The following is a 21863-nucleotide window of genomic DNA, read 5'->3' as shown; positions in this document are numbered from 1 at the left end:
CGCGGCAAGCCCTCGCGCAACGACACTCCCGGAGATACCGTGGCCTACGCACTGCAACAACTTATCAACGGCCTCACGCTCGGCTCGATGTACGGGCTGATCGCGATCGGCTACACGATGGTGTACGGCATCATCGGCATGATCAATTTCGCCCACGGCGACATTTTCATGGTCAGCGCCTTCATCGCCGTCACCGCGTTCACGCTGCTCGCAGCAGCCGACGTCACCTCGATTCCGCTCGCGCTGACCTTCGTCCTCATCGTGTCGATCTTCTTCACCTCGGCCTACGGCTGGGCGGTGGAGCGCATCGCCTATCGCCCGCTGCGCGGCTCGACCCGGCTGGCCCCGCTGATCTCGGCCATTGGCATGTCGATTTTCCTGCAGAACACCGTGCAGCTGACTCAGGGCGCGCGCGTCAAGCCGATCCCCCCGGTCATCGAAGGCGGCTTCGAGGTCTGGTCCACCCCCGACTTCACCGTGCAGATCGGCTGGAGCCAGCTCATGATCATCGCGGTGACGGTGGTGATGATGGTCGCCTTCACCTGGCTCATCACCCAGACACCCTTCGGCCGCCAGCAACGCTCGTGCGAACAGGACCGCACCATGGCCTCGCTGCTCGGCATCAACGTCGATCGCACCATCTCCTTCACCTTCATGCTCGGCGCCTCGCTGGCAGCCGTGGCCGGGGTGATGGTGACGGTGTATTACGGCGTGATCGACTTCTACATCGGGTTTCTGGCAGGCATCAAGGCTTTCACCGCAGCGGTGCTCGGCGGCATCGGCTCGCTGCCGGGGGCGATGCTCGGCGGCTTGCTGATCGGTCTCATCGAATCCTTCTGGTCGGCATATCTGTGGGCCGAGTACAAGGACGTGGCAACTTTCGCCATCCTCTGTCTGGTGCTGATGCTGCGCCCATCCGGCCTGCTCGGCCGGCCTGAAGTGGAGAAGGTGTGATGAGTACAGTCGTCTTCGCCCGTCATCAGATCACCGCCGCCGAGCGTTTTCGCGACGCCGGCTGGGTGGCCTTCGTTGCCCTCATCCTGGGCATCCCGCTCATCGGCCTGACCACAGTGGATGGCGGCGGTGCGCTTGAGGTGAGTACCCGCTTCGGCACCCTGGCCATCTTCGTCGTCGTCGCCTTTGCCGGTCGCCTGGGCCTGCGCTGGATGATCGACACCATGGGCGCACGCAAGCTCGAGCGCCAACGCGCAACTTCGGGCAAGTCCGCGGGTATCAGCCCGGTGAAGGTCGTCAATATCCTCGGCTGGATCGCCCTCGGGGCCTCAATAGCCCTGCCGATCATGTATTCGGACAACCGCTACGTGGTCGACACCGCCACCACGGTGCTGATCTACGTGATGCTGGGCTGGGGCCTGAACGTCGTGGTCGGGCTTGCCGGCCTGCTCGACCTCGGCTATGTCGCCTTCTACGCCGTCGGCGCCTATTCGTATGCGCTGCTGTCCACCCAGTACGGCTGGGGTTTCTGGGAAGCACTGCCGGTGTCGGGCGGCCTCGCGGCCACCTTTGGCATCCTGCTCGGCTACCCGATCCTGCGCCTGCGCGGCGACTACCTGGCCATCGTCACCCTGGGTTTCGGCGAGATCATCCGCATCATCCTGGTGAACTGGACCGAGTTTTCCAACGGCCCCAACGGCATCAGCTCGATTCCACGCCCCAGCCTGTTCGGCCTCGATTTCACCCGCAGCCCGGCCGAGGGCGAACAGACCTTTGCCAGCTTTTTCGGCATCGAGTACTCGCCGATGCACCGCCTGATCTTTCTGTACTACCTGATCCTGGTGCTGGCCCTGCTCACCCACGCCTTCGTGTCGCGCCTGCGCAAGCTGCCGATCGGCCGCGCCTGGGAAGCGCTGCGCGAAGACGAGATCGCGTGCCAGGCCATGGGCATGAACACCACCAACATCAAGCTGTCGGCCTTTGCCATCGGCGCCATGCTGGGTGGTTTTGCCGGGATGTTCTTCGCCGCGCGCCAAGGCTTCATCTCGCCGGAGAGTTTCACCTTCACCGAGTCGGCCATCATTCTGGCCATCGTCGTGCTCGGCGGCATGGGCTCGCAGATGGGCGTGGTGCTGGCCGCCACCCTGCTGGTGCTCATCCCCGAGTTCGGTCGCAACTTCTCCGAGTACCGGATGCTACTGTTCGGTGCCGCGATGGTGCTGATCATGGTGTGGAAACCGAGCGGGCTGCTGTCGCACCGCGAACCGACGCTGCGCCTGTCCACCGGCAGCGCAGCCAGCAAAGACGCTGTAAAGGAGACCGCACAATGAGCACGCTGCTATCAGTGCGCGAACTGACGATGCGCTTCGGCGGCCTGACCGCAATCGACCAGCTGTCGCTGGAAGTGCCTGCGAGCAAGATCACCGGCATCATCGGCCCCAACGGCGCCGGCAAGACAACCCTGTTCAACTGCCTGACCGGCTTCTACAAACCGACCACCGGCACCCTGCGCCTGAACCATCCGGACCGTGGCGAGATCCGCCTGGAGTCTCTGCCCAGTCACCGCGTGGCGCGTGACGCCCAGGTAGTACGCACCTTCCAGAACATTCGACTGTTCCCGAAGATGACGGTGCTGGAAAACCTGATCGTGGCGCAGCACAACGTGCTGCAGCGCGCATCGAAGTTTTCGATCGCGGGCATCTTCGCCCTGCCCGGCTATCGCAAGGCCGAAGGCGAAGCGATGGCGCGCGCCGGAACCTGGCTGCATCGGCTCAATCTCGAACAATTCGCCGACCACGCGGCCGGCGACCTGCCCTACGGCATCCAGCGCCGGATCGAGATTGCGCGTGCGCTGTGCGTCAACCCCGTGCTGCTGTGCCTGGACGAACCCGCAGCCGGCCTCAACCCGCGCGAATCGGCCGAGCTCAACGAGTTGCTGCTCTACCTGAGCGGCGAACTGCGGATTGCGATCCTGCTGATCGAACACGACATGAGCGTGGTCATGAACGTTTCCGACCATATCTGCGTGATCAACTATGGCCGCAAGATCGCCGAGGGTTCACCCGAAAAGGTGCAGAACGACCCGCATGTGATCAAGGCCTACCTTGGCGAAGACGACGAGGACGAAGCGTCCGGAGGGATCGCAGCATGATGCTGACAATGGAAGGGGTTCACGCCCACTACGGCCACATTCACGCCCTGCACGGCATCGATGTGGAAGTTCAGGTAGGCGAGATCGTCACCCTGATCGGCGCCAACGGTGCCGGCAAATCGACGCTGATGATGAGTCTGTTCGGTCGCCCCCAGGCCTCGGCCGGACGCATCGTGTTCGACGGCGAGGACATCACTCACCTGAGCACGCACGACATCGCCCGCCGCGGGATTGCGCTGGTGCCGGAGGGCCGGCGCATCTTTCCGCGCATGACGGTGCTGGAGAACCTGCAGATTGGCGCCGCGCAGGCCGACCCGGCCAACTACGAGGCCGACATCGCCCGCGTGTACTCGATGTTCCCCATCCTCCAGGAGCGTCTGTCGCAGCGTGCAGGTACACTGTCGGGCGGTGAGCAGCAGATGCTCGCCATCGGCCGCGCGCTGATGAGCCGCCCCAAGCTGCTGCTGCTCGACGAACCCTCACTCGGCCTCGCGCCGATCTACATTCGCCGCATCTTCCAGATCGTGCGCGAACTCAACCAGGATCACGGCATGACCATCCTGCTGGTGGAACAGAACGCCAACCAGGCGCTGAAAGTCGCGCATCGCGCCTATGTGCTGCAGCATGGCGAGATCACGCTGTCCGGCACCGGGGCCGAGCTTCTCGCCAGCCCGGAAGTGCGTGCGGCCTATCTCGAAGGCGGAGGTCACGCTTGAGCGACGGCAATACGGCAGCGCCCGCACGGTGGCTGCCCTTCGTGGTACTCGGTATCGGCCTGACGGCAATTTCCTTCGGTGCGGTGTTGGCGCGCCTGGCGCAGGCCGAGGGCGTAAGCTCGCTGGCTGTTGCCACCTGGCGCCTGGGTCTGGCGGCCATCATCGTGACCCCGATCGCGCTGATTCAGTCGCGCCGCGACCTGGCGCGACTGAGCGGGCGCCAGATGCTGATGGCCCTTGCCGCCGGCTTCTTTCTGGCACTGCACTTCGCCACCTGGATCAGCTCGCTGGAGTACACCTCGGTAGCCTCGAGCACGGCGCTGGTGACGACCAACCCGCTGTGGATCGGCATCGCCTCCTTCGTGCTGTTTCGCGAGCGGCCGGGCCTGATGATGGTCGGCGGCATTGCGTTGTCGCTAGCGGGCAGCCTGTTCATTTTCTGGAGTGACAGCCAGACCGCTGGCGTGGGCAGCGACCCGATGCTGGGCAACATGCTGGCGCTGGCCGGCAGCTGGTGCTTTTCCGCCTATCTGCTGATCGGGCGCAGGCTGCGTGCGGGGCTCGGCCTGTCGGCCTACATCTGGCTTGCTTACGGGGCGGCGGGGCTGTTTCTGTTTGCTGCCAGCAGCGTCGGGGGCGTCAGCCTGTTTGCGCACTCGAACATGGCCTGGCTGGTGCTGCTGGGCATGGCGCTCGGCCCTCAGTTGCTGGGGCACACGTCCTACAACTGGTCGCTGCGTTACGTGTCGGCAACCTTCATCGCCGTGGTGACGCTGGGCGAGCCGGTGGGAAGCGCAATTCTCGCCTTCATCGTTTTCGGCGAAGGCTTTGCACCGCTGCAGTTCGTCGGCTTCAGCCTGCTGCTGCTTGGAATCTACCTCGCGGCGCGGGGCGAGCAGCGCTGATCAGGCGAAGGACTGGTTGAGGTAGCTCACTTCTTCCTGCGACAGACGGAGACCGACACGCTCGAGGCGGGCGAGCGTGTCCTCCAGCTCCCAGGGGGCGGCGATGCAGTACTTGCGCCCGTCCGTGGTCTGCATGTGCAGCCAGAAGGCGTTCGCGTCGGACACACGCCGGAGGTAGAGGCGTGCGACACGGGCAGGCTCGGCTTCGGCAAGGGCGAGACCGTCGACCTTCTTGCGCATGCCGCGAAAATACGACGCTGCAAGGCCTGCAACCACGAGAACGACAACACCCGTCACTTCCACCATCCCGACACTCCTTGTCCGTCTTGCCGCTGTTGCGGTGGCCCCGACGCATCTGCGCGAGGCCATCTGCGTTCAGTCACAATGTAGGACGAAGCGTAACGCAGAGCTTAGAACCAGCACCCGCAGTCCGATCGATATCCTTAGATCGAATACCTATAAAGACGCCGTCGGGGCACGGACGCTCAGGGCAGGAAAGTGGAGAAGCTCGCCGGCAGAGGCGCATGCTCGAGGCTGCGCTGGGTGAACAGGAAGCGACCATCGCAGACAAAGCCGAGATCGGCCCACTCCACCGCGTTCAGTGCATCGCGGAAGGCCTCGAGGTCTGCATCGGCCCGGCGCGGAAAGATCGCCAGCACCGCGCCGTCGTAATCCTTGCACGGATGAAGGAAGAAGGGATTCGCCACCCGGGTGCGTCCGTTCACATACACGCGCGGAAGCGTGCTGCGGTAGTGCAGGCGGCCCCACATCCACCAGTTGGACTCATCGAAACGTGCCACCTTGCGCTGCAGCAGGCGCGTCTTGTGAGCATCGAGCACCGGCGGTGGCGGCTCGCCGGGCTCGCTCCAGATCATGCGCCGGGTCTCGCCGGTACTGACGGTGGATGAACAGACGAAGTCGCGGCTGCCATGCTGTGCATCGGCAAACAGTTCGTCGGCGCCCGACACCGCCCCGACCTTGACGAAAGCCACATCGGCCAGACGCAGCGGATAGTCCCCGCGCGCGAACATCAGGTGCCCGCCCGCCTCGACGAAATGCCGGGTTTCCCACGCCGGTGCGCGCAAGGCCGAACCGATGTCATCGCCCGTGCCGAGCTCAAGGTAGCGCATGCTGCGTTCGCAACAGCCCTTCTCGAAGCGCCAGATCAGGCAGTTGGGCACCGCATCGTCGAACACCCGCGCATCACCGAGTTCGATGGCGTCGGTAATCGAGCCGGTTTCGAACAGCAGGCGGTTCAGATGCACCGCGGACGTCGCCTTGAGGAAGTCGCGCGGCGTAATGAAGATCAGCTCGCCACCGGGCCCCAGATGGCGCACACACTTTTCGATGAAGAACAGATAGAGATTGGAGCGCCCGTCGAAGCGCGCGTCCGGGCGGGTCGCAGTCAGGCGCTTGCGCGTGGCTTCGGGCACATCCTGGAAGCGCACGTAGGGCGGGTTGCCGATGATGGTGTCGAACTGCTCGCTGTCCGGATAGGCGAAGAAGTCGATATTGAGCGCGCCCGCGGGGCAATAGTCGGCGTCGAACTCGATGCCGACGGCCCCGGGCAGGTGCTGCAGAAATGCACCGTCACCGCAGGAGGGCTCGAGTACTCTGCCACTGTTGCGCCTGAGCGCCAGCATGGCCTGCACCACCGGCTGCGGGGTAAAGATCTGCCCCATCGCGGCCACATCGCGCAGACCGAGTCCGAGTTGGGCGCTCATGCGCAGTCCCGCCGTAATGGCGACACGGGGCGCTTGCAGCCCGGCCGGGCGGAACGGTGAAGGACACTCATCATCGAAGCAGTCGAAACGCAGAAGGGATGCGACGATAACCCCGGCCGCCGGCACATGCAAACCCTGTGTTCGCCCGCGCCTGCCCAGCGTCGCCGCCACCGCCACAAGCCTCGGCAGCAAGCACGCGTCGGGCGCATGAAAGGTGCATCGAGCCGGGGCGTCGGTTAAAGTCTCGCCACCTCGAAGGCCCCCAACGCTCACACCGAACAGACCATGCAACTTGTCGACTGCAGCCCCGAACGCCACGCCGGCGCCATCCTCGATCTGCTCAATGATGCGATCCTGCATTCGACCGCACTGTACGAGTACACGCCGCGTCCGCCGCAGAGCATGGAAGCGTGGTTTGCTGGCAAGCACCAGGGCGGCTTTCCGGTGATCGGGCTGGAAGACGACGACGGCCGGCTCGCAGGCTTTGCCAGCTATGGCAGCTTTCGCGCCTATCCGGCGTTCAAGTACTCGGTTGAGCATTCGGTCTATGTACACGCCGATCATCGCGGTCGCGGTGTTGGCCGGACGCTGCTGCAGGCGCTGATTGAACGCGCGCGCCAGCAGCAGCGCCACCTGCTGGTCGGCGCCATCGATGCCGGCAACGCCGCGAGCATCGCCCTTCACACCGGGCTCGGATTCGTCCACGCCGGCACCCTGCCGCAGGCCGGCTTCAAGTTCGGGCGCTGGCTCGATCTTGCCTTCTACCAGCTCACGCTCGATACGCCTGAGGCCCCCGTAGACGGCTGAGTGCTTCAGGCACCGACACCGGCCACCTGAAGCACACATCCACATCGTTTTTTCAGGCTGCGCGGTTCTGCCTGGCGGTCAGCTCCGGATCATCATCCCGGTAGGTGCGCTTGATGATGTCCCAGGCTTCTTCGGCCGTTTCCGCGTAGTGGATCAGACCGAGGTCGGCGTGGCTGATCACGCCCTCGTCCGCCAAGGCCTCGAAATTGACCACGCGATCCCAGAACGCACGGCCGAACAGCACGATCGGGCGGCGGCGGATCTTGCGCGTCTGCGCCAGCGTCAGCACCTCGAACAATTCGTCCATGGTGCCAAAACCGCCCGGAAAACTGACCAGCGCCACCGCCCGCATCAGGAAGTGCATCTTGCGAATGGCGAAGTAGTGGAACTGGAAGCACAGCTCGGGCGTGATGTAGGGGTTGGGATCTTCCTCGAACGGCAGGTGGATGCTCATGCCCATGCTGCGGCCGCCTGCATCGAACGCGCCGCGGTTGCCCGCCTCCATGATGCCGGGGCCGCCGCCGGTGGTGATGATCACCGGTTCGCCCAGCGCATCTGCGTCACGGGTGACGAGTTCGGCAAAGCGGCGCGCCTCCTCGTAGTAGCGCACGTTGGCCACCATGCGTTCGGCGTGGCGGATCGCATCGGGGTGACCGGCATCCTGCGCGGACGCCAGCATGGCCTCGGCCTCTTCACGCGCCTTGAAACGTGCGCTGCCGAAGATGACGATGGTGGACTCCACGCCCTGATCCTGCTGGATCAGTTCGGGCTTCATCAGTTCAAGCTGCATGCGCACCGGGCGCAATTCTTCGCGCAGCAGGAACTCGGTGTCCGCGTAGGCCATTCCATAGGAACTGCCAGGTCCTGCATAACGGGATGGCAGGCGCACGGTGGCCGCCTCGTCCTGAGCCGAGGGGAAATTGCGCGCCTTCAGGGGATTCTTCTTGTCCATGATGATTCTCCGATGCACGAGGATCTCGCGCGGTTATTGTTGCACTGCAACATTTCCAATTGCAAGCAGATTCGTTTTGCGCTGCCCCTGCAGGAAACTGCTCCCGCGCGGGCAAATCCGGTTAATGTTCAATGACAGAGACAAGCGGGAACTCTTTTGTTGGCGACCGATCCACTAAATCGCCGTCCATGATTCAGCCGTCTTTCAGTTACCACGCTGCCCCAAATTCAACAGGAGATGCGCATGCCCCGAGACACGAATGCCAAGACCGCCGAGTTCGACAGCCTGCTGCCTTCGGCACAGCTCGATCGCCGGGCCTTCATCACCACGCTGACTGCTGCGGGCTTTGCGCTCGCGGTACAGCCGGTTCAGGCCAGCACCGTGATCAACACCGATAGCGCAGGGCTGGATACCGGCAATGCGACGGTCAACACGGCCTCGGGCGAACTCCCGCTGTATTTTGCACGACCGGCAGGCGGAAAGAATCTGCCGACGGTGCTGGTGGTGCAGGAAATTTTCGGTGTGCATGAACACATCCGCGACGTCTGCCGGCGCCTCGCCAAGCTGGGCTACCTCGCCATCGCACCCGAACTGTATTTCCGCCAGGGCGACCCCACCAAGCTGGACAACGTCGGCGCCATCCTCGAAGGCATCGTTTCCAAGGTCCCCGACGCACAAGTCATGAGCGATCTCGACGCCTGCGCAGCCTGGGCGCCCGATCACGGTGGCGACGCTGCACGTCTGGCGATCACCGGATTCTGCTGGGGTGGCCGCATCACCTGGCTGTACGCCGCGCACAACCCGAAACTGCGCGCAGCCGTGGCCTGGTACGGACGCATCGACGGCGCGCCCTCCGATCTCATGCCCAAGCATCCGATCGACATTGCCGGCAGCCTGCACGCACCGGTGCTGGGCCTGTACGGCGGCAAGGACCAGGGCATCCCCGTGGCCGATGTCGACGCGATGCGCGACGCGCTGAAGAAGGCAGGCAAGGCGGGGGAGCTGGTTGTCTATCCCGACGCTCCGCATGCATTCAATGCGGACTACCGCCCGAGCTATCGCCCGACCGAGGCGGCAGACGGCTGGAAGCGGATGCAGGACTGGTTCAAGCGCTACATGATGTAGTGCCGGTCGACGGCGTTCTCCATGTACCCGCGCATTGCAGGCGGGGGTACATGGCGCTGGTGCACAACGTTGGCGGCCTGCGGGGTGTTCTGCCCCGCGCGCACCAGTTCAACACCCGCAAAGAGACCGAACGCCAGGCCGCAGACAACTGCCACCAATGCGGCCAACCAGCGCCAGAATCCCTTGTGCATCTCGTCTCTCCCGCGCCCATTCGGAACATAGTCAGGATGCGGGTTGGACGACTCAATCGGGCTCGCGTTCCGTAGCGGCATCTGCCGCGTCGAGTTCCTGCAGCAGTCGCCCGGCCACGAGTCCGTTGACCGTTCCGAAGATCACCGCGGCAGCCGCGAACACTGGCACCAGGTAGAACACACCGTCGTGCGGCACCAGCCATATCCGGGCGACCACGAGCTGTGCGCCGATATGGGCGAAGGCGGCCAGGATGCTGTGACTGACCGGCCCGAACCAGCGCCGCGGCAAATGCATCGCCACGCCGAGCGCGAGCAGGCTGGCCAACGCACCCGACAGGCTGAGAAAGAAGCCCGGCGCCAGAAACTGCCCCAGCAGCAGGCTGCCGGCCAGCACCCGCAGCAGCGCCACCCACACGGCTTCACGCCAGCCCCAGCGCGCCAGCACGACCAGCGTGACGATATTCGCCAGGCCCGGCTTCACGCCGGGCAAAGGCAGCGGGATCACCGCCTCCGCCACGGTAAGCACGATCGCGGCCGCTGCATGGCGGGCGATGCGGCGATCCTTGACCGTGGGGACGAGTTCAATAGTTGAGGGAGTCATAGTCGCTGCCGCGCCCGGTGAGGGTCAGGCTGACCTGGTTGGGGGCGCAGATGGCCACTGCGCCGGCGCGGCTCAGCCAGCCCTGGCGCACGCAGTACTGGCGCGGACCGGGGTCGGATGCGACCCGCGCACGCCCGGGCTCGATCTCGATCAAGGTGGTGCCGAGCGGCCCTGCGACTTCGATCTTGCGCGCACGCGACAGGTCGGCCTCGGCCACCACCTTGCCGGCCGCCCTGACGATGATGCCGTCAGGCGCGCCGCCGGTCCAGAAGCCCAGCGCCGAGTACACACACAGTGCAAACCCAGCGCATACGACCAGCCAGTCTCCCGGCCGCAGCAGGGCACGCCAGTCTGCATCCAGGCGGATCACTTGCCTGCTGCAGCGCGATCGGCATCGCGCCGCGCAGCGGAACGATGCCGCACCAGCACCTGAGCACTGTCCTTGAAGCGCCGTGCCAGCCACTCGGCGATATAGACCGAACGATGCTGTCCCCCGGTACAGCCGACTGCGACGGTGAGATAGCTGCGGTTGTCACGCAGGTAGCTCGGCAGCCAGTTGGCGACAAAGCGCCGGATGTCCTCAGCCATGCGCCCGACCTCGGGGACTTTTTCGAGGAAGTCGATCACCGGCTTGTCGCGCCCGGTGAGCGGCCTCAGCATCGGGTCGTAGTGCGGGTTGGGCAGGCAGCGCACGTCGAACACGAGATCGGCATCCATCGGGATTCCATACTTGAAGCCGAAGGACTGGAACATCAGCGTCATGCCCGATTCTGCTTCGACGTCGATGAAATCCTTGATCCACGTACGCAGCGTATTGGCGTGCATGTCGCTGGTGTCGATGCGGTGTCCCAGCTCCGCGATCTGGGCGAGCGCATCGCGCTCCTGGTGGATGGCCTCGCCGAGCGATACCCCGCCCTCGGCAAGGGGGTGACGACGCCGCGTTTCCGAAAAACGTGCGATCAGGGTGTCGTCGCGCGCTTCCAGAAAGATGAAGCGCACGTCACGCACAATGCCACGCACCATCTGAAGCTGCTGCGGCAGTGCTGCGATGCTGCCACCCGAGCGCACATCCACCGCCACCGCCACGCGCTGGTAGCCGCTGCCGCGCAGGGTCGCCACCAACTGCGGCAACAGCGTTGCCGGAAGGTTATCGACGACGAAATAGCCTGCGTCTTCGAGCACATTGAGCGCAATGCTCTTGCCCGAGCCTGAAAGGCCACTGATCAGCACAATCTGCATGACAGGAATCTGAGTTGAGGATGAATCACTATAGCGGATGCTCGCTGCGAAAACTTTAAGCCCGGCTGGCCATTATTGAGACAGCAAGACCACGTTTTCTATCCGTGAGCGGGCGCGCGCCGACATTGTATGCCCGCGCGCAGCCGCCGCAAGAATGCGGCGGGGGGTGGTCTCAGCTGGCCACCAGGTCTTTCCCTTCGCGGTGCGCCACGCCGGCACGCTCGAGCTCGGAGATCAGCCAGGCGGCAAGCGCGTCCGCGCCGAGGCCGAGGAATCGCGCATTGGCCTCGCGGTACAGGGGGGTTTCGGCAAGATACTGCGGCAGCTCGTCGAGGGACATGCGCCGCGCATCAAGCAGGGCAAAGGTCACGCAGGCCCGGATCGCGTTGCGCGCCATGCGCGCGCCATCGTCCTCGAACGCACGCAGCCGAGCGAAAGCGCGCTCGAGCGCCTCGTCGAAATCCGAAAAGGGTGCGCCGTGACCGGGAATCACCGCATCCACGGCGAGGCGGCCAATGGACTCCAGCGTACGCCGCGCTTCGCCGAGGCCGTCACCGCTTCCCAGCACTTCGGCAAACAGAATGCCGAAGCCGTCGCGCCACAGCGCATCCCCCGAAATCAGGATGCGGCGCTCGGCGTTGTAGTAGGCGAGCGCATCCATGTCGTGACCCGGTACGGCGATTGCCTGCCATTCGAGCTCGCCGGCGACAAAGCGGTCGCCAGCTTCCAGCAACCCGGTGGCGGCAAAACGCTCGCCTTTCTGTGCGGCCGTGCGCAGCAGCAGCGCATCTTCGTCCCAGTTGGCAACCGCATCGGCCATGCCCGCCGGAATCGTGATCGAGCAGCCAAAGCTGCGCTGTACCGCGGCATTGCCACCGATGTGATCGGAGTGCGAATGGGTGTTGATCAGACGACGCAGTTTCCGCCCGTCCAGCCCTTGGCGCACGAGCTCGACGGTCTGTCCCGCATGGCTGAAGTAGCCCGAGTCGATCAGCGTCGCCTCGTCGCCATCGGCAAGGAGGATGTTGTTGGCAGACAGCCAGCCGCGCTCGAAAACCTGCAGGCTGGCCGGAAAATGCAGTGCTGCGCTCAATCGCTGCCCTCGCCCACCTGTGCGGCGACATTGGCCGGCAGGGGCGCGGGTTCGGCGGGTTTCAGATCCGCCGGCGGGGGCGGGATGGGCACACCGTTGATCTCATCGACCGTGCGCCCGCAGCCAATGCAGATGCCTTCATCGTAATCGATCATGCACACGCCGACGCACTCGTCATCGTTCGTCATGCCCCTGCTCCTTCGGACTGCACCAGGGGCGCGAGGCCGAGCAGTTCCCGCCGGTCAGCCACGGCGACCAGGATCTGGCGCCGCTCGGCATCCATTGCGCGGCTCCAACGCGTGATCTCGTCGATGCTGCGCTGACAGCCCTCGCACCATCCGGTGTCCGGGCTCATGTGGCAGATATTGATGCAGGGTGACGCAACGCTCATGAAAGTTCCGATTCAGTTTGCCTGTGCCGCCTGCGCACGCTTCGCCAGCACCGCGCGGGCGACCCGCGAGGCTGGCGCACGTCCGAGTTCGGCGCTGATCCAGGCAGCGGTATCGACCAGCGCATCAAAGTCGATGCCGGTATCGATCCCCATGCCCTTCAGCAACCAGACCACGTCTTCCGTGGCAACGTTCCCCGACGCGCCTGCCGCATACGGACATCCCCCCAGACCACCGACCGACGCGTCGAACACTGCCACCCCCATCTGCAGGGAGGCAAAGATGTTGGCCACGGCCATGCCGAAGGTGTCGTGATAATGCCCTGCAAGCTGCGTCACCGGGACCCGCCGCATCACTGCGTCGAGCATGCGCTGCACCGTGACCGGATTGCCACTGCCGATGGTATCGCCGAGCGAGACTTCATAACACCCCATGGCGATCAGGGTCTCTGCGACCTCGGCCACCTTTTCCGGTGCGATGTCGCCTTCGTAGGGGCAGCCGACCACGCAGGACACGTAACCGCGCACCTTCACGCCTGCAGCCTGCGCCGCCTCGGTCACCGGACGGAAGCGCGCCAGCGATTCGGCAATCGAGCAATTGATGTTCTTCTGGCTGAATGACTCTGACGCCGCGCCGAACACGGCCACCTCCTTCGCCCCGGCAGCCAGCGCCGCCTCGAAGCCCTTCAGGTTGGGCGTCAGCACCGGATAATCGACGCCCGGCGCCGGCGCAGCCAGCACCCGCGTCAGCACCTCGGTGTTGTCGCCCATCTGCGGTACCCACTTGGGGGAGACGAAGGATGTCGTCTCGATGGCCTTCAGTCCGGCCGCAGCGAGGCGGCGGATGAGTTCGAGCTTGGTATCGGCAGGCACGACCTGCTTCTCGTTCTGCAATCCGTCGCGCGGACCGACTTCAACGATACGGACGTGCTGCGGCAGGGAAATCGACATTGATGTTGCTCCGTAGAGTGGGCGGTGGCGCGTGACTCAGGCCGTGCGGGCCTCTTCCAGACCAAGCTCGGTTTTCATCTGCTGCCGGATCAGAAACTTCTGGATCTTGCCGGTCACGGTCATCGGGAAGCTGTCGACGAAACGGATGTAGCGCGGCACCTTGTAGTGGGCAATCTGCCCCTGACAGAAGGCGCGCACATCGGCCTCGCTGAGCGAACCCTCTTCACGCAGGATGATCCAGGCACACAGTTCCTCGCCGTACTTTTCGTCCGGCACGCCCACCACCTGCACGTCAAGCACCTTGGGGTGGCGGTAGAGGAACTCCTCGATCTCGCGCGGATAGATGTTCTCGCCGCCACGAATCACCATGTCCTTGATGCGGCCGACAATCTTGCAATAGCCCTCTTCGTCGAGGGTGGCGAGGTCGCCGGTGTGCATCCAGCCTGCAGCATCGATGGCCTCGGCCGTCTTCTTCTCGTCGCCCCAGTAACCGAGCATCACCGAATAGCCCCGGGTGCACAGCTCACCCGGCGTACCACGCGGCACGATACGGCCTTCGTTGTCGACGATCTTGACCTCGCAATGCGGCTGGATACGGCCCACGGTGGAGACGCGGCGGTCGAGCGGATCGTCAGTACCGCTCTGAAAGCTCACCGGCGAGGTTTCGGTCATGCCGTAAGCGATGGTGACCTCACGCATGTTCATCTTGTCGACCACGCGCTTCATGACCTCGGTCGGGCACGGACTGCCCGCCATGATGCCGGTGCGCAGCGCCGACACGTCGAACTCGGCAAAGCGCGGGTGGTCGAGCATGGCGATGAACATCGTCGGCACGCCGTACAGGCCGGTGCAGTGCTCGGTCGACACGGCCTCGAGAACGGCCAGCGGCTCGAAGGCCTCGGCCGGATACACCATCGTTGCGCCATGCGTGAGGCAGCCGAGGTTGCCCATCACCATGCCGAAGCAGTGGTAGAGCGGCACCGGGATGCACAGCCGGTCGCCGGCGGCGAGCCCGATTGCCTCGCCCACGAAATAGCCGTTGTTGAGGATGTTGTGGTGCGACAGCGTCGCGCCCTTGGGGTGACCGGTCGTACCCGAGGTGAACTGGATATTGATCGGATCGTCGAACTGCAGCTGCTCGCTCAGCAGGGCCAGCGCGGTCAGCTCCTCGCGCGACGGCGGCTTCAGCAGGTCGTCGAAATTGAGCATGCCCGGACTGCGCTCGCCGCCCATGCGGATCACGAACTCGAGCGTCGGCAGCACATGGCTGCGCAGCAGGCCGGGTTCGCAATGTCCCAGCTCAGGCGCCAGCTCCGCCAGCATGCCCAGGTAGTTGCTGCTCTTGAACGCCGGCGACACCACCAGGGCCCGACAGTCGACCTTGTTGAGCGCGTACTCGAGTTCCGACAGCCTGTAGGCCGGATTGATGTTGACCAGCACCAGTCCCGCCTTGGCGCTGGCAAACTGGATCAGCGCCCACTCGAGATTGTTCTGCGACCAGATGCCAATACGCTCGCCCGGCTGCAAGCCCAGACGCATCAGGCCGCAGGCCAGCGCATCCACCTTCTGCTTCAGTCCGGCATAGCTCAGCCGCACGCCCTGGTGGCACACCACCAGCGCATCGCGCTCGGCGTGACGCGCGCAGGCCTCGTCAAAAAAACGACCGATGGTCTGGCCGATCAGTGCCTTCTCCGAGGCTCCATGTACATAGCTGGCATTGCTCATTTCGGAACTGTCTCCTCTCACCCGGTAATCTTCACGACGGGCAGCGAGCCCGTCGTTGTGCAGATCAGGCCGCCGCAGCGACTTCGAACTCGACCAGTTCGGCACCGTCACCAACCTGATCACCCACCGCAAAGCGGAAGGCTTTTACCGTGCCGGCGGCCGGAGCGTTGATGGTGTGCTCCATCTTCATCGCTTCCAGAATCAGCAGCGGCGCCCCCTTCTCCACCTTGCTGCCTTCGGCGGCGACCAGTGCGATCACCTTGCCCGGCATCGGCGCCAGCAGACCACCCTCGGAGCCGCCACCTTCGCCACTGTGATGCAGCGGATCGACGGCCGCCAGTTGCCAGGCGCGGCCCTGAACGAAGACGTGCCGACGGCCGGCGGCCGCGATCACGGTGGCGTCCATGCGCATGCCGTCGAGCTCGACTCGCAGCAGGCCACGCGGATTGAGCTCACCACGCGCAACCACGCTGCGACCATTGCACTCCAGACGGTAGGCGCCACGCAGATACGACACGTTGACGCTGTGCTCGGCCTCGCCGTGGCGGAACATCAGCGCGCGCTGGGCGGTGGCGTTGACGCGCCAGCCATCGCGTGCATGCCAGGGCGAGCGCGGGTCGGGGTCGCGCACCGCAGCCTTGGCCGCACGCTCGGTTTCGCGCAGCAACTCGGCCAGCGCGGCGACCTGGAATACCTCGTCCGGCACCGCTTCGCCTTCGGGGAAGAGGTAGGCCTTTTCGCGTTCGATCAGACCGGTATCCAGATCGGCGGTTGAGAACGCCGGGCAGGCGGTGAGGCGTGACAGGAACTCGATGTTGTTCGACACCCCGACCACGCGGTAGTCGGCGAGTGCCTGCAGCATGCGTGCCAGCGCGCGATCGCGGTTGACGTCCCACACGATGAGCTTGGCGATCATCGGATCGTAGTGCGGGCTGATCTCGTCGCCCTCTTCCACCCCGGTATCGACCCGCACATGCAGGCCCTCGGCCGGCGGCGCCAGATGCACCAGCTTGCCGGTCGACGGCAGGAAGCCCTTGTCCGGGTCTTCGGCGTAGATGCGCGCTTCGAGCGCATGACCGCGGATCTGCAACTGCTCCTGCGCCAGCGGCAGTTTCTCGCCAGAGGCCACGCGCAGCTGCCACTCAACCAGATCGAGGCCGGTGATCATCTCGGTCACCGGATGCTCGACCTGCAGCCGGGTGTTCATTTCCATGAAGTAGAAGCTGCCGTCCTGATTGGCAATGAACTCCACCGTACCGGCACCGACATAGCCCACCGCCTTGGCAGCATCCACTGCCGCCTTGCCCATCGCAGCCCGACGCTCGGCCGTCATGCCCGGCGCCGGCGCTTCCTCGAGCACTTTCTGGTGACGACGCTGCACCGAGCAGTCGCGCTCGAACAGGTACACGCAGTTGCCGTGGCTGTCGCCAAACACCTGGATTTCGATATGGCGCGGACGGGTGATGTATTTCTCGACCAGCACATGGTCGTCACCGAAGCTGGAGATGGCTTCACGCTTGCACGAGGCCAGCAGATCGATGAAGTCTTCCGAGCGCTCGACGAGGCGCATGCCCTTGCCGCCGCCGCCGGCCGCCGCCTTGATCAGAACCGGATAGCCGATGTCGTTGGCCTGCTGGTGCAGGTGGGCCGGGTCCTGCTCGTCGCCGTGGTAGCCCGGGGTCAGCGGCACGCCGGCTGCGCCCATGATCTTCTTGGCTTCGGACTTCGAGCCCATGGCGTGAATCGCCTCGACCGGCGGTCCGATGAAGACGATGCCGGCCTCGTCACAGGCGTGGCAGAAGGCCTCGTTCTCGGACAGGAAACCGTAGCCGGGGTGGATGGCCTGGGCGCCGGTCTGCTTCGCGGCGGCGATGATCTTGTCGATCACCAGATAGCTTTCCTTGACGGCCGGCGGGCCAATCAGCACCGCCTCGTCAGCCATGCGTACATGGCGGGCGTTGGCGTCGGCCTCGGAATACACGGCCACCGTCCTGATGCCCATGCGACGTGCGGTCTTGATCACGCGGCAAGCAATCTCTCCGCGGTTTGCGATCAGAATCTTTTCAAACATGGTCTCGCTCCCTTATGCCTTCGGTACCCAGCTCGCCAGACGCTTGGAAAGGAAGGCATCCAGCCCTTCCTTTGCCTCGGGCGTGGCACGCAGACTGGAGATGCGACGGGCGGTGTCTTCCACCACCTCGTCGCTGACGGGCCGGTTGGCCACTGCACGGATCAGGTCCTTTGCCGCTGCCTGCGCCCTGGGGCCGCCTTGCAGCAGCGCGGCGACGATCTCGCCCACCCGGGCGTCGAGCGCTTCGCTGGCAACCACTTCGTGGGCCAGACCGAGCTCACCAGCGCGCTCCGCGCTGATGCGCTCGGCGGTCTGAAAGTAGCGGTAAGCCTGGCGTTCGCCGATGGCGCGGAGCACATAGGGGCTAATCGCCGACGGGATGATCCCGAACTTGACCTCGGAGGTGGCGAACACCGCCTTTTCAGCTGCCACGCAGATGTCGCAGGCCGACGCCAGCCCCATGCCGCCACCCAGCGCGGCGCCATGCACGCGGGCGATGGTCGGCTTGTTCATTTCCGCCAGCGTACGCAGCATGCCGGCCAGACGACGTCCGTCGGCGAGGTTCTCCTCCACGCTGGCGTTGGCCGCAGCCTTCATCCAGTTGAGGTCGGCACCGGCGGAAAAGCTCTTGCCGCGGCCGCCCAGCACCACCACGCGCACGCTGTCGTCGGCGTCGAGCTGACGGCAGGCGGCGGTGATGTCGGCGATCAATTGCGCGTTGAAGGCGTTGTGCACATCGGGGCGGTTCATCCACACCGTCGCCACGCCATTGTTCAATTCGATTTCAAGTGTTTCGTACATCGTGTCTCCTCGCCTCGGGGGGCGCTGCAATCAGGATCCGCTGCCGGATTACATCCGGAACACGCCGAACTTGGTCGGCATGATCGGCGCGTTGAGCGCGGCGGACAGCGACAGGCCAAGCGTGCGCCGGGTCTGGGCCGGATCGATCACGCCGTCGTCCCACATGCGCGCGGTGGCGAAGTAGGGATGGCCCTGGGCTTCGTACTGATCGCGGATCGGCGACTTGAAAGCCTCTTCCTCTTCCTTGCTCCAAGCCCCGCCCTTGCCTTCGATACCGTCGCGACGCACGGTGGCGAGCACGCTGGCCGCCTGTTCGCCGCCCATCACCGAAATGCGGCTGTTGGGCCACATCCACAGGAAACGGGGCGAATAGGCACGGCCGCACATGCCGTAGTTGCCGGCACCGAAGGAGCCGCCGATCAGCGTGGTGATCTTGGGTACCTGCACGGTGGCGACCGCAGTCACCATCTTGGCGCCGTCCTTGGCGATACCGCCGTTCTCGTACTTGCGCCCGACCATGAAGCCGGTGATGTTCTGCAGGAAAAGCAGCGGAATGCCGCGCTGGCCGCACAACTCGATGAAGTGCGCGCCCTTCTGCGCCGATTCGCCGAACAGGATGCCGTTGTTGGCAACGATGCCCACCGGGTAGCCGTAGAGCTGGGCGAAGCCGCACACCAGCGTGGTGCCATAGCGCGCCTTGAACTCGTCGAAACGCGAACCGTCGACCACGCGGGCGATGATCTCGCGCACATCGAAAGGCTTGCGCGTGTCGCTGGGGATGATGCCGTAGATCTCCGACGGGTCGTAGGCGGGCTCTTCGCCACCGCCGAGCGCCATGCCCATCGGCTTGACCCGGTTCAGGTTGGAGACGATGCGGCGCGCCAGATAGAGCGCATGGGCGTCGTTCTCGGCGAGGTGGTCGGCCACGCCCGACAGACGGGTGTGCACATCGCCGCCGCCGAGGTCTTCCGCCGTCACCACTTCACCGGTGGCTGCCTTCACCAGCGGCGGGCCGCCGAGGAAGATGGTGCCCTGGTTCTTGACGATGATGGTCTCGTCCGACATCGCCGGCACATAGGCGCCACCGGCAGTACATGAGCCCATCACCACCGCGATCTGCGGAATGCCCTTGGCCGACATGTTGGCCTGGTTGTAGAAGATGCGGCCGAAGTGGTCACGATCGGGAAACACCTCATCCTGCTTGGGCAGGAAGGCGCCGCCGGAATCGACCAGATAGACGCAGGGCAGATTGTTCTGCTCGGCGATCTCCTGCGCCCGCAGGTGCTTCTTGACCGTCATCGGGTAGTAGGTGCCGCCCTTCACCGTGGCGTCGTTGGCCACGATCATGCATTCCACACCCTGCACGCGGCCAATGCCGGTAATGACACCGGCCGAAGGCGCATCATTGTCGTACATGCCGAAGGCCGCCATCTGGCCGACTTCGAGGAAAGGCGTGCCGGGATCGAGCAGATGCCCGACCCGGTCGCGCGGCAGCAACTTGCCACGCGCGGTGTGCTTGGCGCGCGCTGACTCGCCGCCGCCGAGGCTGACCTCGGCCGCTTTCGCGCGCAAGTCGTCCACCATGCCGCGCAGCGACTTGGCGTTAGCCTGAAACTCTTCGCTGCGGGTGTTGATTGCAGATTTGATGATGCTCATGTCTCCTCGTCCTCGTTTATTGTCCAGCGCAGCACGTATGCAGAAAATGCTGTCGGCGCCGTGACTTTGAGTTTGTCGCACACGTCATGCTCTCACCCTTCGGTCCCGCCAGCGGGCTCATTGCGAAAGCCTAAAGCCTGAAGCTGAGCCACGAGTGCCAACATGGTCGCATTTCGTGCCATCCTGAAACAGGTTCTGCGGGCATGACTGCCGACCACCGAGCTCCCGCCAGTGCGCCCAAAGCCAGGCTGCATGCAGGAATACGCCAGTTCGCCCGAGCCGGCCCAGACTGTGTCATGGGAATGGATTGTGCAGCACAGGGCGAAATTTTCCCGCTTCTGGCGACACTCCCCGACACGCGGCACCAGTACGCGCCCCGAACAGGACTCAGCCGCCGCTCAGTGCCTGCACGATTGCGAGCTCGTCGGTGTCCGCGAGCGCCACGCCGAGGTCGTGCACCGCGCGGCCATTGACGAAGAAGCGCATGTGAGCGCGCATCCTGCCCTGCTCGTCAATCATCCGAAAGCGGATACCGGGAAAACGGAGGTCAAGCTCGGCCACCACGTCGCGCAAGGTCGCCCCGTGCGCCACAACCTGACGCTCCCCGGTGTAGTCTCGCAGCGGCGTGGGAATGAGTACATTCATCGCCCGGCGCCCCCAACGCCGGGGGTGGCCACCTCGAGCGCGTAGATCTCGGGCAGATGACGGGCGATGCAGCGCCACGCATGACCTTCGTCGGCACTCATCCACAACTCGCCGCTGGTCGTGCCGAAATACAACCCGACCGGATCGCACCCATCTGCCGTCATGGCCTGACGCTTCACCGTCCACCACGCCTGTTCGCCGGGCAAGCCGTCATCAAGGCGCTGCCAGCTGTCACCACCATCGCGGGTGCCGTAGACGGCGGGCTGTCCGTTCGGACTGGTGCGGGGCCACACCGTACCGCCATCCATTGGAAACACCCATGCACAGTCCGGGTCACGAGGATGCACCACCATTGGAAAGCCGATATCGCCGACTTCTGGCGGCATGGCGCGGCCAATACGCACCCAGGTGTCACCCGGACGATCCAGGCGGTAGATGCCGCAGTGGTTCTGCTGGTACAGGCGGTCCGGATTCGCAGGAGAGAGGCGCACACAGTGCGGATCATGAAAGGTGGGATCAGCGACATCGAAGCCTTCGACCACCTCCAACCCCCCGAGCAGCGGAGTGAAGCTGCTGCCACCATCGCACGATTCATGTACGCCGCCGCCTGACATGGCAAAGTAAAGATGGCGTGGATCGCGCGGGTCGACAATGATCGAGTGCAACTTCGGACCGTCAGGGGTGCCGTCCTGCACAGTGCCCATCCACCGCAGATAGTCAGGGTTGTCGTTGACGATCGAAAACGGCGCCCAAGTATCGCCTCCATCCTCGGAGCGGAACAGCCCTTGCGGCGAGGTACCGGCATACCAGCACGCGGGTTCGGACGGGTGGGCAGGACTGAGCCAGAAGGTGTGCCCAACGGCACGGCCCTTGCCATCCGGGCTGCTGGCGAAGGCCGGCGGGCGCGTCGCCTCGGTCCAGTTTGCGCCAAGATCGGTGGAGCGGAAGAGGGTCGGCCCCAGATGGCCCGTCGCAGTGGCGGCAAGCAGCGTTCGCCCATCTCGCGGATCGAGCACCAGGTGACTGACGATGTGACCGAGGAAATGCGGTCCGTCCACACGCCATCTGCTGCGCCCGGCGTCCCCATGAAGGAGCCATGCACCCTTGCGCGTCGCAACAAGAATGACCAGAGGCAAATCTTCAGACTGAGCAGACTGGGCTGACATG

Annotated in this window: 24 protein-coding genes; 7 read left to right on the top strand and 17 right to left on the bottom strand. The window is 64.7% G+C overall.

What is annotated here, in order from left to right; genetic code table 11:
• The first annotated feature begins 39 nt into the window (after positions 1-39).
• Genes CEW87_RS08700 through CEW87_RS08680 form a run of 5 tightly spaced genes read left to right on the top strand, consistent with a single transcriptional unit; the run spans position 40 to position 4727 of the window.
• Positions 40-954 carry an ABC transporter permease subunit gene (locus CEW87_RS08700; protein WP_108977059.1) on the top strand — a complete coding sequence of 305 codons (915 nt, stop codon included), beginning with the start codon at positions 40-42 and terminating at the stop codon, positions 952-954.
• Positions 954-2285, top strand: coding sequence for a high-affinity branched-chain amino acid ABC transporter permease LivM (gene livM / locus CEW87_RS08695; protein ID WP_108972328.1), 1332 nt, complete (start codon positions 954-956; stop codon positions 2283-2285). Before CEW87_RS08700 ends, livM begins: the two co-directional genes overlap by 1 nt.
• A complete protein-coding gene (locus CEW87_RS08690; RefSeq protein ID WP_108972327.1) occupies positions 2282-3106 on the top strand; it encodes an ABC transporter ATP-binding protein in 825 nt (274 codons plus the stop codon). The genes livM and CEW87_RS08690 overlap by 4 nt, the downstream gene beginning before the upstream one ends.
• Positions 3106-3822 (top strand): ABC transporter ATP-binding protein, encoded by a 717-nt coding sequence (locus CEW87_RS08685; RefSeq protein ID WP_108977057.1) that lies wholly within the window; start codon positions 3106-3108, stop codon positions 3820-3822. The genes CEW87_RS08690 and CEW87_RS08685 overlap by 1 nt, the downstream gene beginning before the upstream one ends.
• Positions 3819-4727 (top strand): DMT family transporter, encoded by a 909-nt coding sequence (locus tag CEW87_RS08680; RefSeq protein ID WP_108972326.1) that lies wholly within the window; start codon positions 3819-3821, stop codon positions 4725-4727. Before CEW87_RS08685 ends, CEW87_RS08680 begins: the two co-directional genes overlap by 4 nt.
• On the opposite strand, the gene CEW87_RS08675 is transcribed toward CEW87_RS08680, so the two are convergent.
• Positions 4728-5033, bottom strand: coding sequence for a hypothetical protein (locus CEW87_RS08675; protein WP_108972325.1), 306 nt, complete (start codon positions 5031-5033; stop codon positions 4728-4730).
• 179 nt (positions 5034-5212) lie between these two features.
• Positions 5213-6451, bottom strand: a complete 1239-nt coding sequence (locus CEW87_RS08670; protein WP_108977055.1) for an Eco57I restriction-modification methylase domain-containing protein — start codon at positions 6449-6451, stop codon at positions 5213-5215.
• A 285-nt stretch (positions 6452-6736) separates the two neighbouring features.
• Here CEW87_RS08670 and CEW87_RS08665 point away from each other — a divergent pair, with 285 nt between their 5' ends.
• Positions 6737-7258 (top strand): GNAT family N-acetyltransferase, encoded by a 522-nt coding sequence (locus CEW87_RS08665; protein ID WP_108972324.1) that lies wholly within the window; start codon positions 6737-6739, stop codon positions 7256-7258.
• Between the two features lie 52 nt (positions 7259-7310).
• On the opposite strand, the gene CEW87_RS08660 is transcribed toward CEW87_RS08665, so the two are convergent.
• Positions 7311-8210 carry an LOG family protein gene (locus CEW87_RS08660; RefSeq protein ID WP_108972323.1) on the bottom strand — a complete coding sequence of 300 codons (900 nt, stop codon included), beginning with the start codon at positions 8208-8210 and terminating at the stop codon, positions 7311-7313.
• A gap of 243 nt (positions 8211-8453) precedes the next feature.
• Here CEW87_RS08660 and CEW87_RS08655 point away from each other — a divergent pair, with 243 nt between their 5' ends.
• Entirely contained in the window at positions 8454-9335 is an 882-nt protein-coding gene (locus tag CEW87_RS08655) for a dienelactone hydrolase family protein (protein ID WP_108972322.1), read from the top strand.
• On the opposite strand, the gene CEW87_RS08650 is transcribed toward CEW87_RS08655, so the two are convergent.
• From CEW87_RS08650 to CEW87_RS08585, 14 genes are all read right to left on the bottom strand, one after another.
• Positions 9323-9526 carry a hypothetical protein gene (locus CEW87_RS08650; protein ID WP_108972321.1) on the bottom strand — a complete coding sequence of 68 codons (204 nt, stop codon included), beginning with the start codon at positions 9524-9526 and terminating at the stop codon, positions 9323-9325. The genes CEW87_RS08655 and CEW87_RS08650 overlap by 13 nt on opposite strands.
• Positions 9527-9578: 52 nt before the next feature.
• On the bottom strand, positions 9579-10127 hold the full coding sequence (locus CEW87_RS08645; RefSeq protein WP_199917150.1) for a Gx transporter family protein: 549 nt from the start codon (positions 10125-10127) through the stop codon (positions 9579-9581).
• A complete protein-coding gene (locus CEW87_RS08640) occupies positions 10108-10494 on the bottom strand; it encodes a NusG domain II-containing protein (RefSeq protein ID WP_108977053.1) in 387 nt (128 codons plus the stop codon). The genes CEW87_RS08645 and CEW87_RS08640 overlap by 20 nt, the downstream gene beginning before the upstream one ends.
• Positions 10494-11366: an RNase adapter RapZ gene (gene rapZ / locus CEW87_RS08635; protein WP_108972320.1), complete on the bottom strand. Its 873-nt coding sequence runs from the start codon at positions 11364-11366 to the stop codon at positions 10494-10496. The genes CEW87_RS08640 and rapZ overlap by 1 nt, the downstream gene beginning before the upstream one ends.
• 172 nt (positions 11367-11538) lie before the next feature.
• The gene (locus tag CEW87_RS08630) at positions 11539-12459 is read right to left on the bottom strand and encodes an MBL fold metallo-hydrolase (protein ID WP_108972319.1); all 921 of its coding nucleotides are present in this window, start codon (positions 12457-12459) and stop codon (positions 11539-11541) included.
• Complete coding sequence (locus CEW87_RS08625; protein WP_108972318.1) at positions 12456-12647, bottom strand: DUF1289 domain-containing protein; 192 nt, start codon at positions 12645-12647, stop codon at positions 12456-12458. The genes CEW87_RS08630 and CEW87_RS08625 overlap by 4 nt, the downstream gene beginning before the upstream one ends.
• Positions 12644-12850 carry a DUF1289 domain-containing protein gene (locus CEW87_RS08620; RefSeq protein ID WP_108972317.1) on the bottom strand — a complete coding sequence of 69 codons (207 nt, stop codon included), beginning with the start codon at positions 12848-12850 and terminating at the stop codon, positions 12644-12646. The genes CEW87_RS08625 and CEW87_RS08620 overlap by 4 nt, the downstream gene beginning before the upstream one ends.
• Positions 12851-12862: 12 nt before the next feature.
• Positions 12863-13798, bottom strand: a complete 936-nt coding sequence (locus CEW87_RS08615; protein ID WP_108972316.1) for a hydroxymethylglutaryl-CoA lyase — start codon at positions 13796-13798, stop codon at positions 12863-12865.
• A gap of 36 nt (positions 13799-13834) precedes the next feature.
• A complete protein-coding gene (locus CEW87_RS08610) occupies positions 13835-15523 on the bottom strand; it encodes an AMP-binding protein (protein ID WP_108972315.1) in 1689 nt (562 codons plus the stop codon).
• Positions 15524-15587: 64 nt separating this feature from the next.
• Positions 15588-17594 carry an acetyl/propionyl/methylcrotonyl-CoA carboxylase subunit alpha gene (locus CEW87_RS08605; RefSeq protein WP_108972314.1) on the bottom strand — a complete coding sequence of 669 codons (2007 nt, stop codon included), beginning with the start codon at positions 17592-17594 and terminating at the stop codon, positions 15588-15590.
• Positions 17595-17606: 12 nt separating this feature from the next.
• Entirely contained in the window at positions 17607-18395 is a 789-nt protein-coding gene (locus tag CEW87_RS08600; protein WP_108972313.1) for an enoyl-CoA hydratase/isomerase family protein, read from the bottom strand.
• A gap of 48 nt (positions 18396-18443) precedes the next feature.
• Entirely contained in the window at positions 18444-20051 is a 1608-nt protein-coding gene (locus CEW87_RS08595) for a carboxyl transferase domain-containing protein (RefSeq protein ID WP_108972312.1), read from the bottom strand.
• Positions 20052-20438: 387 nt separating this feature from the next.
• Positions 20439-20696 carry a MoaD/ThiS family protein gene (locus CEW87_RS08590; RefSeq protein WP_108972311.1) on the bottom strand — a complete coding sequence of 86 codons (258 nt, stop codon included), beginning with the start codon at positions 20694-20696 and terminating at the stop codon, positions 20439-20441.
• Entirely contained in the window at positions 20693-21862 is a 1170-nt protein-coding gene (locus CEW87_RS08585) for a WD40/YVTN/BNR-like repeat-containing protein (protein WP_108972310.1), read from the bottom strand. The genes CEW87_RS08590 and CEW87_RS08585 overlap by 4 nt, the downstream gene beginning before the upstream one ends.
• Position 21863: the final 1 nt, after the last annotated feature.

The organism is Parazoarcus communis (assembly GCF_003111665.1).
Lineage (GTDB): Bacteria > Pseudomonadota > Gammaproteobacteria > Burkholderiales > Rhodocyclaceae > Parazoarcus > Parazoarcus communis_B.
Note: the sequence above shows the minus strand (reverse complement) of the source record. Positions and strands in the feature narration are given on the sequence as shown.

Coding starts and splice junctions, on each gene's coding strand:
- livM (WP_108972328.1), top strand. CDS start 954: ATGAGTACAGTCGTCTTCGCCCGTCATCAGATCACCGCCGCCGAGCGT.
- CEW87_RS08690 (WP_108972327.1), top strand. CDS start 2,282: ATGAGCACGCTGCTATCAGTGCGCGAACTGACGATGCGCTTCGGCGGC.
- CEW87_RS08685 (WP_108977057.1), top strand. CDS start 3,106: ATGCTGACAATGGAAGGGGTTCACGCCCACTACGGCCACATTCACGCC.
- CEW87_RS08675 (WP_108972325.1), bottom strand. CDS start 5,033: ATGGTGGAAGTGACGGGTGTTGTCGTTCTCGTGGTTGCAGGCCTTGCA.
- CEW87_RS08670 (WP_108977055.1), bottom strand. CDS start 6,451: ATGAGCGCCCAACTCGGACTCGGTCTGCGCGATGTGGCCGCGATGGGG.
- CEW87_RS08665 (WP_108972324.1), top strand. CDS start 6,737: ATGCAACTTGTCGACTGCAGCCCCGAACGCCACGCCGGCGCCATCCTC.
- CEW87_RS08660 (WP_108972323.1), bottom strand. CDS start 8,210: ATGGACAAGAAGAATCCCCTGAAGGCGCGCAATTTCCCCTCGGCTCAG.
- CEW87_RS08655 (WP_108972322.1), top strand. CDS start 8,454: ATGCCCCGAGACACGAATGCCAAGACCGCCGAGTTCGACAGCCTGCTG.
- CEW87_RS08650 (WP_108972321.1), bottom strand. CDS start 9,526: ATGCACAAGGGATTCTGGCGCTGGTTGGCCGCATTGGTGGCAGTTGTC.
- CEW87_RS08645 (WP_199917150.1), bottom strand. CDS start 10,127: ATGACTCCCTCAACTATTGAACTCGTCCCCACGGTCAAGGATCGCCGC.
- rapZ (WP_108972320.1), bottom strand. CDS start 11,366: ATGCAGATTGTGCTGATCAGTGGCCTTTCAGGCTCGGGCAAGAGCATT.
- CEW87_RS08625 (WP_108972318.1), bottom strand. CDS start 12,647: ATGACGAACGATGACGAGTGCGTCGGCGTGTGCATGATCGATTACGAT.
- CEW87_RS08620 (WP_108972317.1), bottom strand. CDS start 12,850: ATGAGCGTTGCGTCACCCTGCATCAATATCTGCCACATGAGCCCGGAC.
- CEW87_RS08615 (WP_108972316.1), bottom strand. CDS start 13,798: ATGTCGATTTCCCTGCCGCAGCACGTCCGTATCGTTGAAGTCGGTCCG.
- CEW87_RS08610 (WP_108972315.1), bottom strand. CDS start 15,523: ATGAGCAATGCCAGCTATGTACATGGAGCCTCGGAGAAGGCACTGATC.
- CEW87_RS08605 (WP_108972314.1), bottom strand. CDS start 17,594: ATGTTTGAAAAGATTCTGATCGCAAACCGCGGAGAGATTGCTTGCCGC.
- CEW87_RS08600 (WP_108972313.1), bottom strand. CDS start 18,395: ATGTACGAAACACTTGAAATCGAATTGAACAATGGCGTGGCGACGGTG.
- CEW87_RS08595 (WP_108972312.1), bottom strand. CDS start 20,051: ATGAGCATCATCAAATCTGCAATCAACACCCGCAGCGAAGAGTTTCAG.
- CEW87_RS08590 (WP_108972311.1), bottom strand. CDS start 20,696: ATGAATGTACTCATTCCCACGCCGCTGCGAGACTACACCGGGGAGCGT.
- CEW87_RS08585 (WP_108972310.1), bottom strand. CDS start 21,862: ATGTCAGCCCAGTCTGCTCAGTCTGAAGATTTGCCTCTGGTCATTCTT.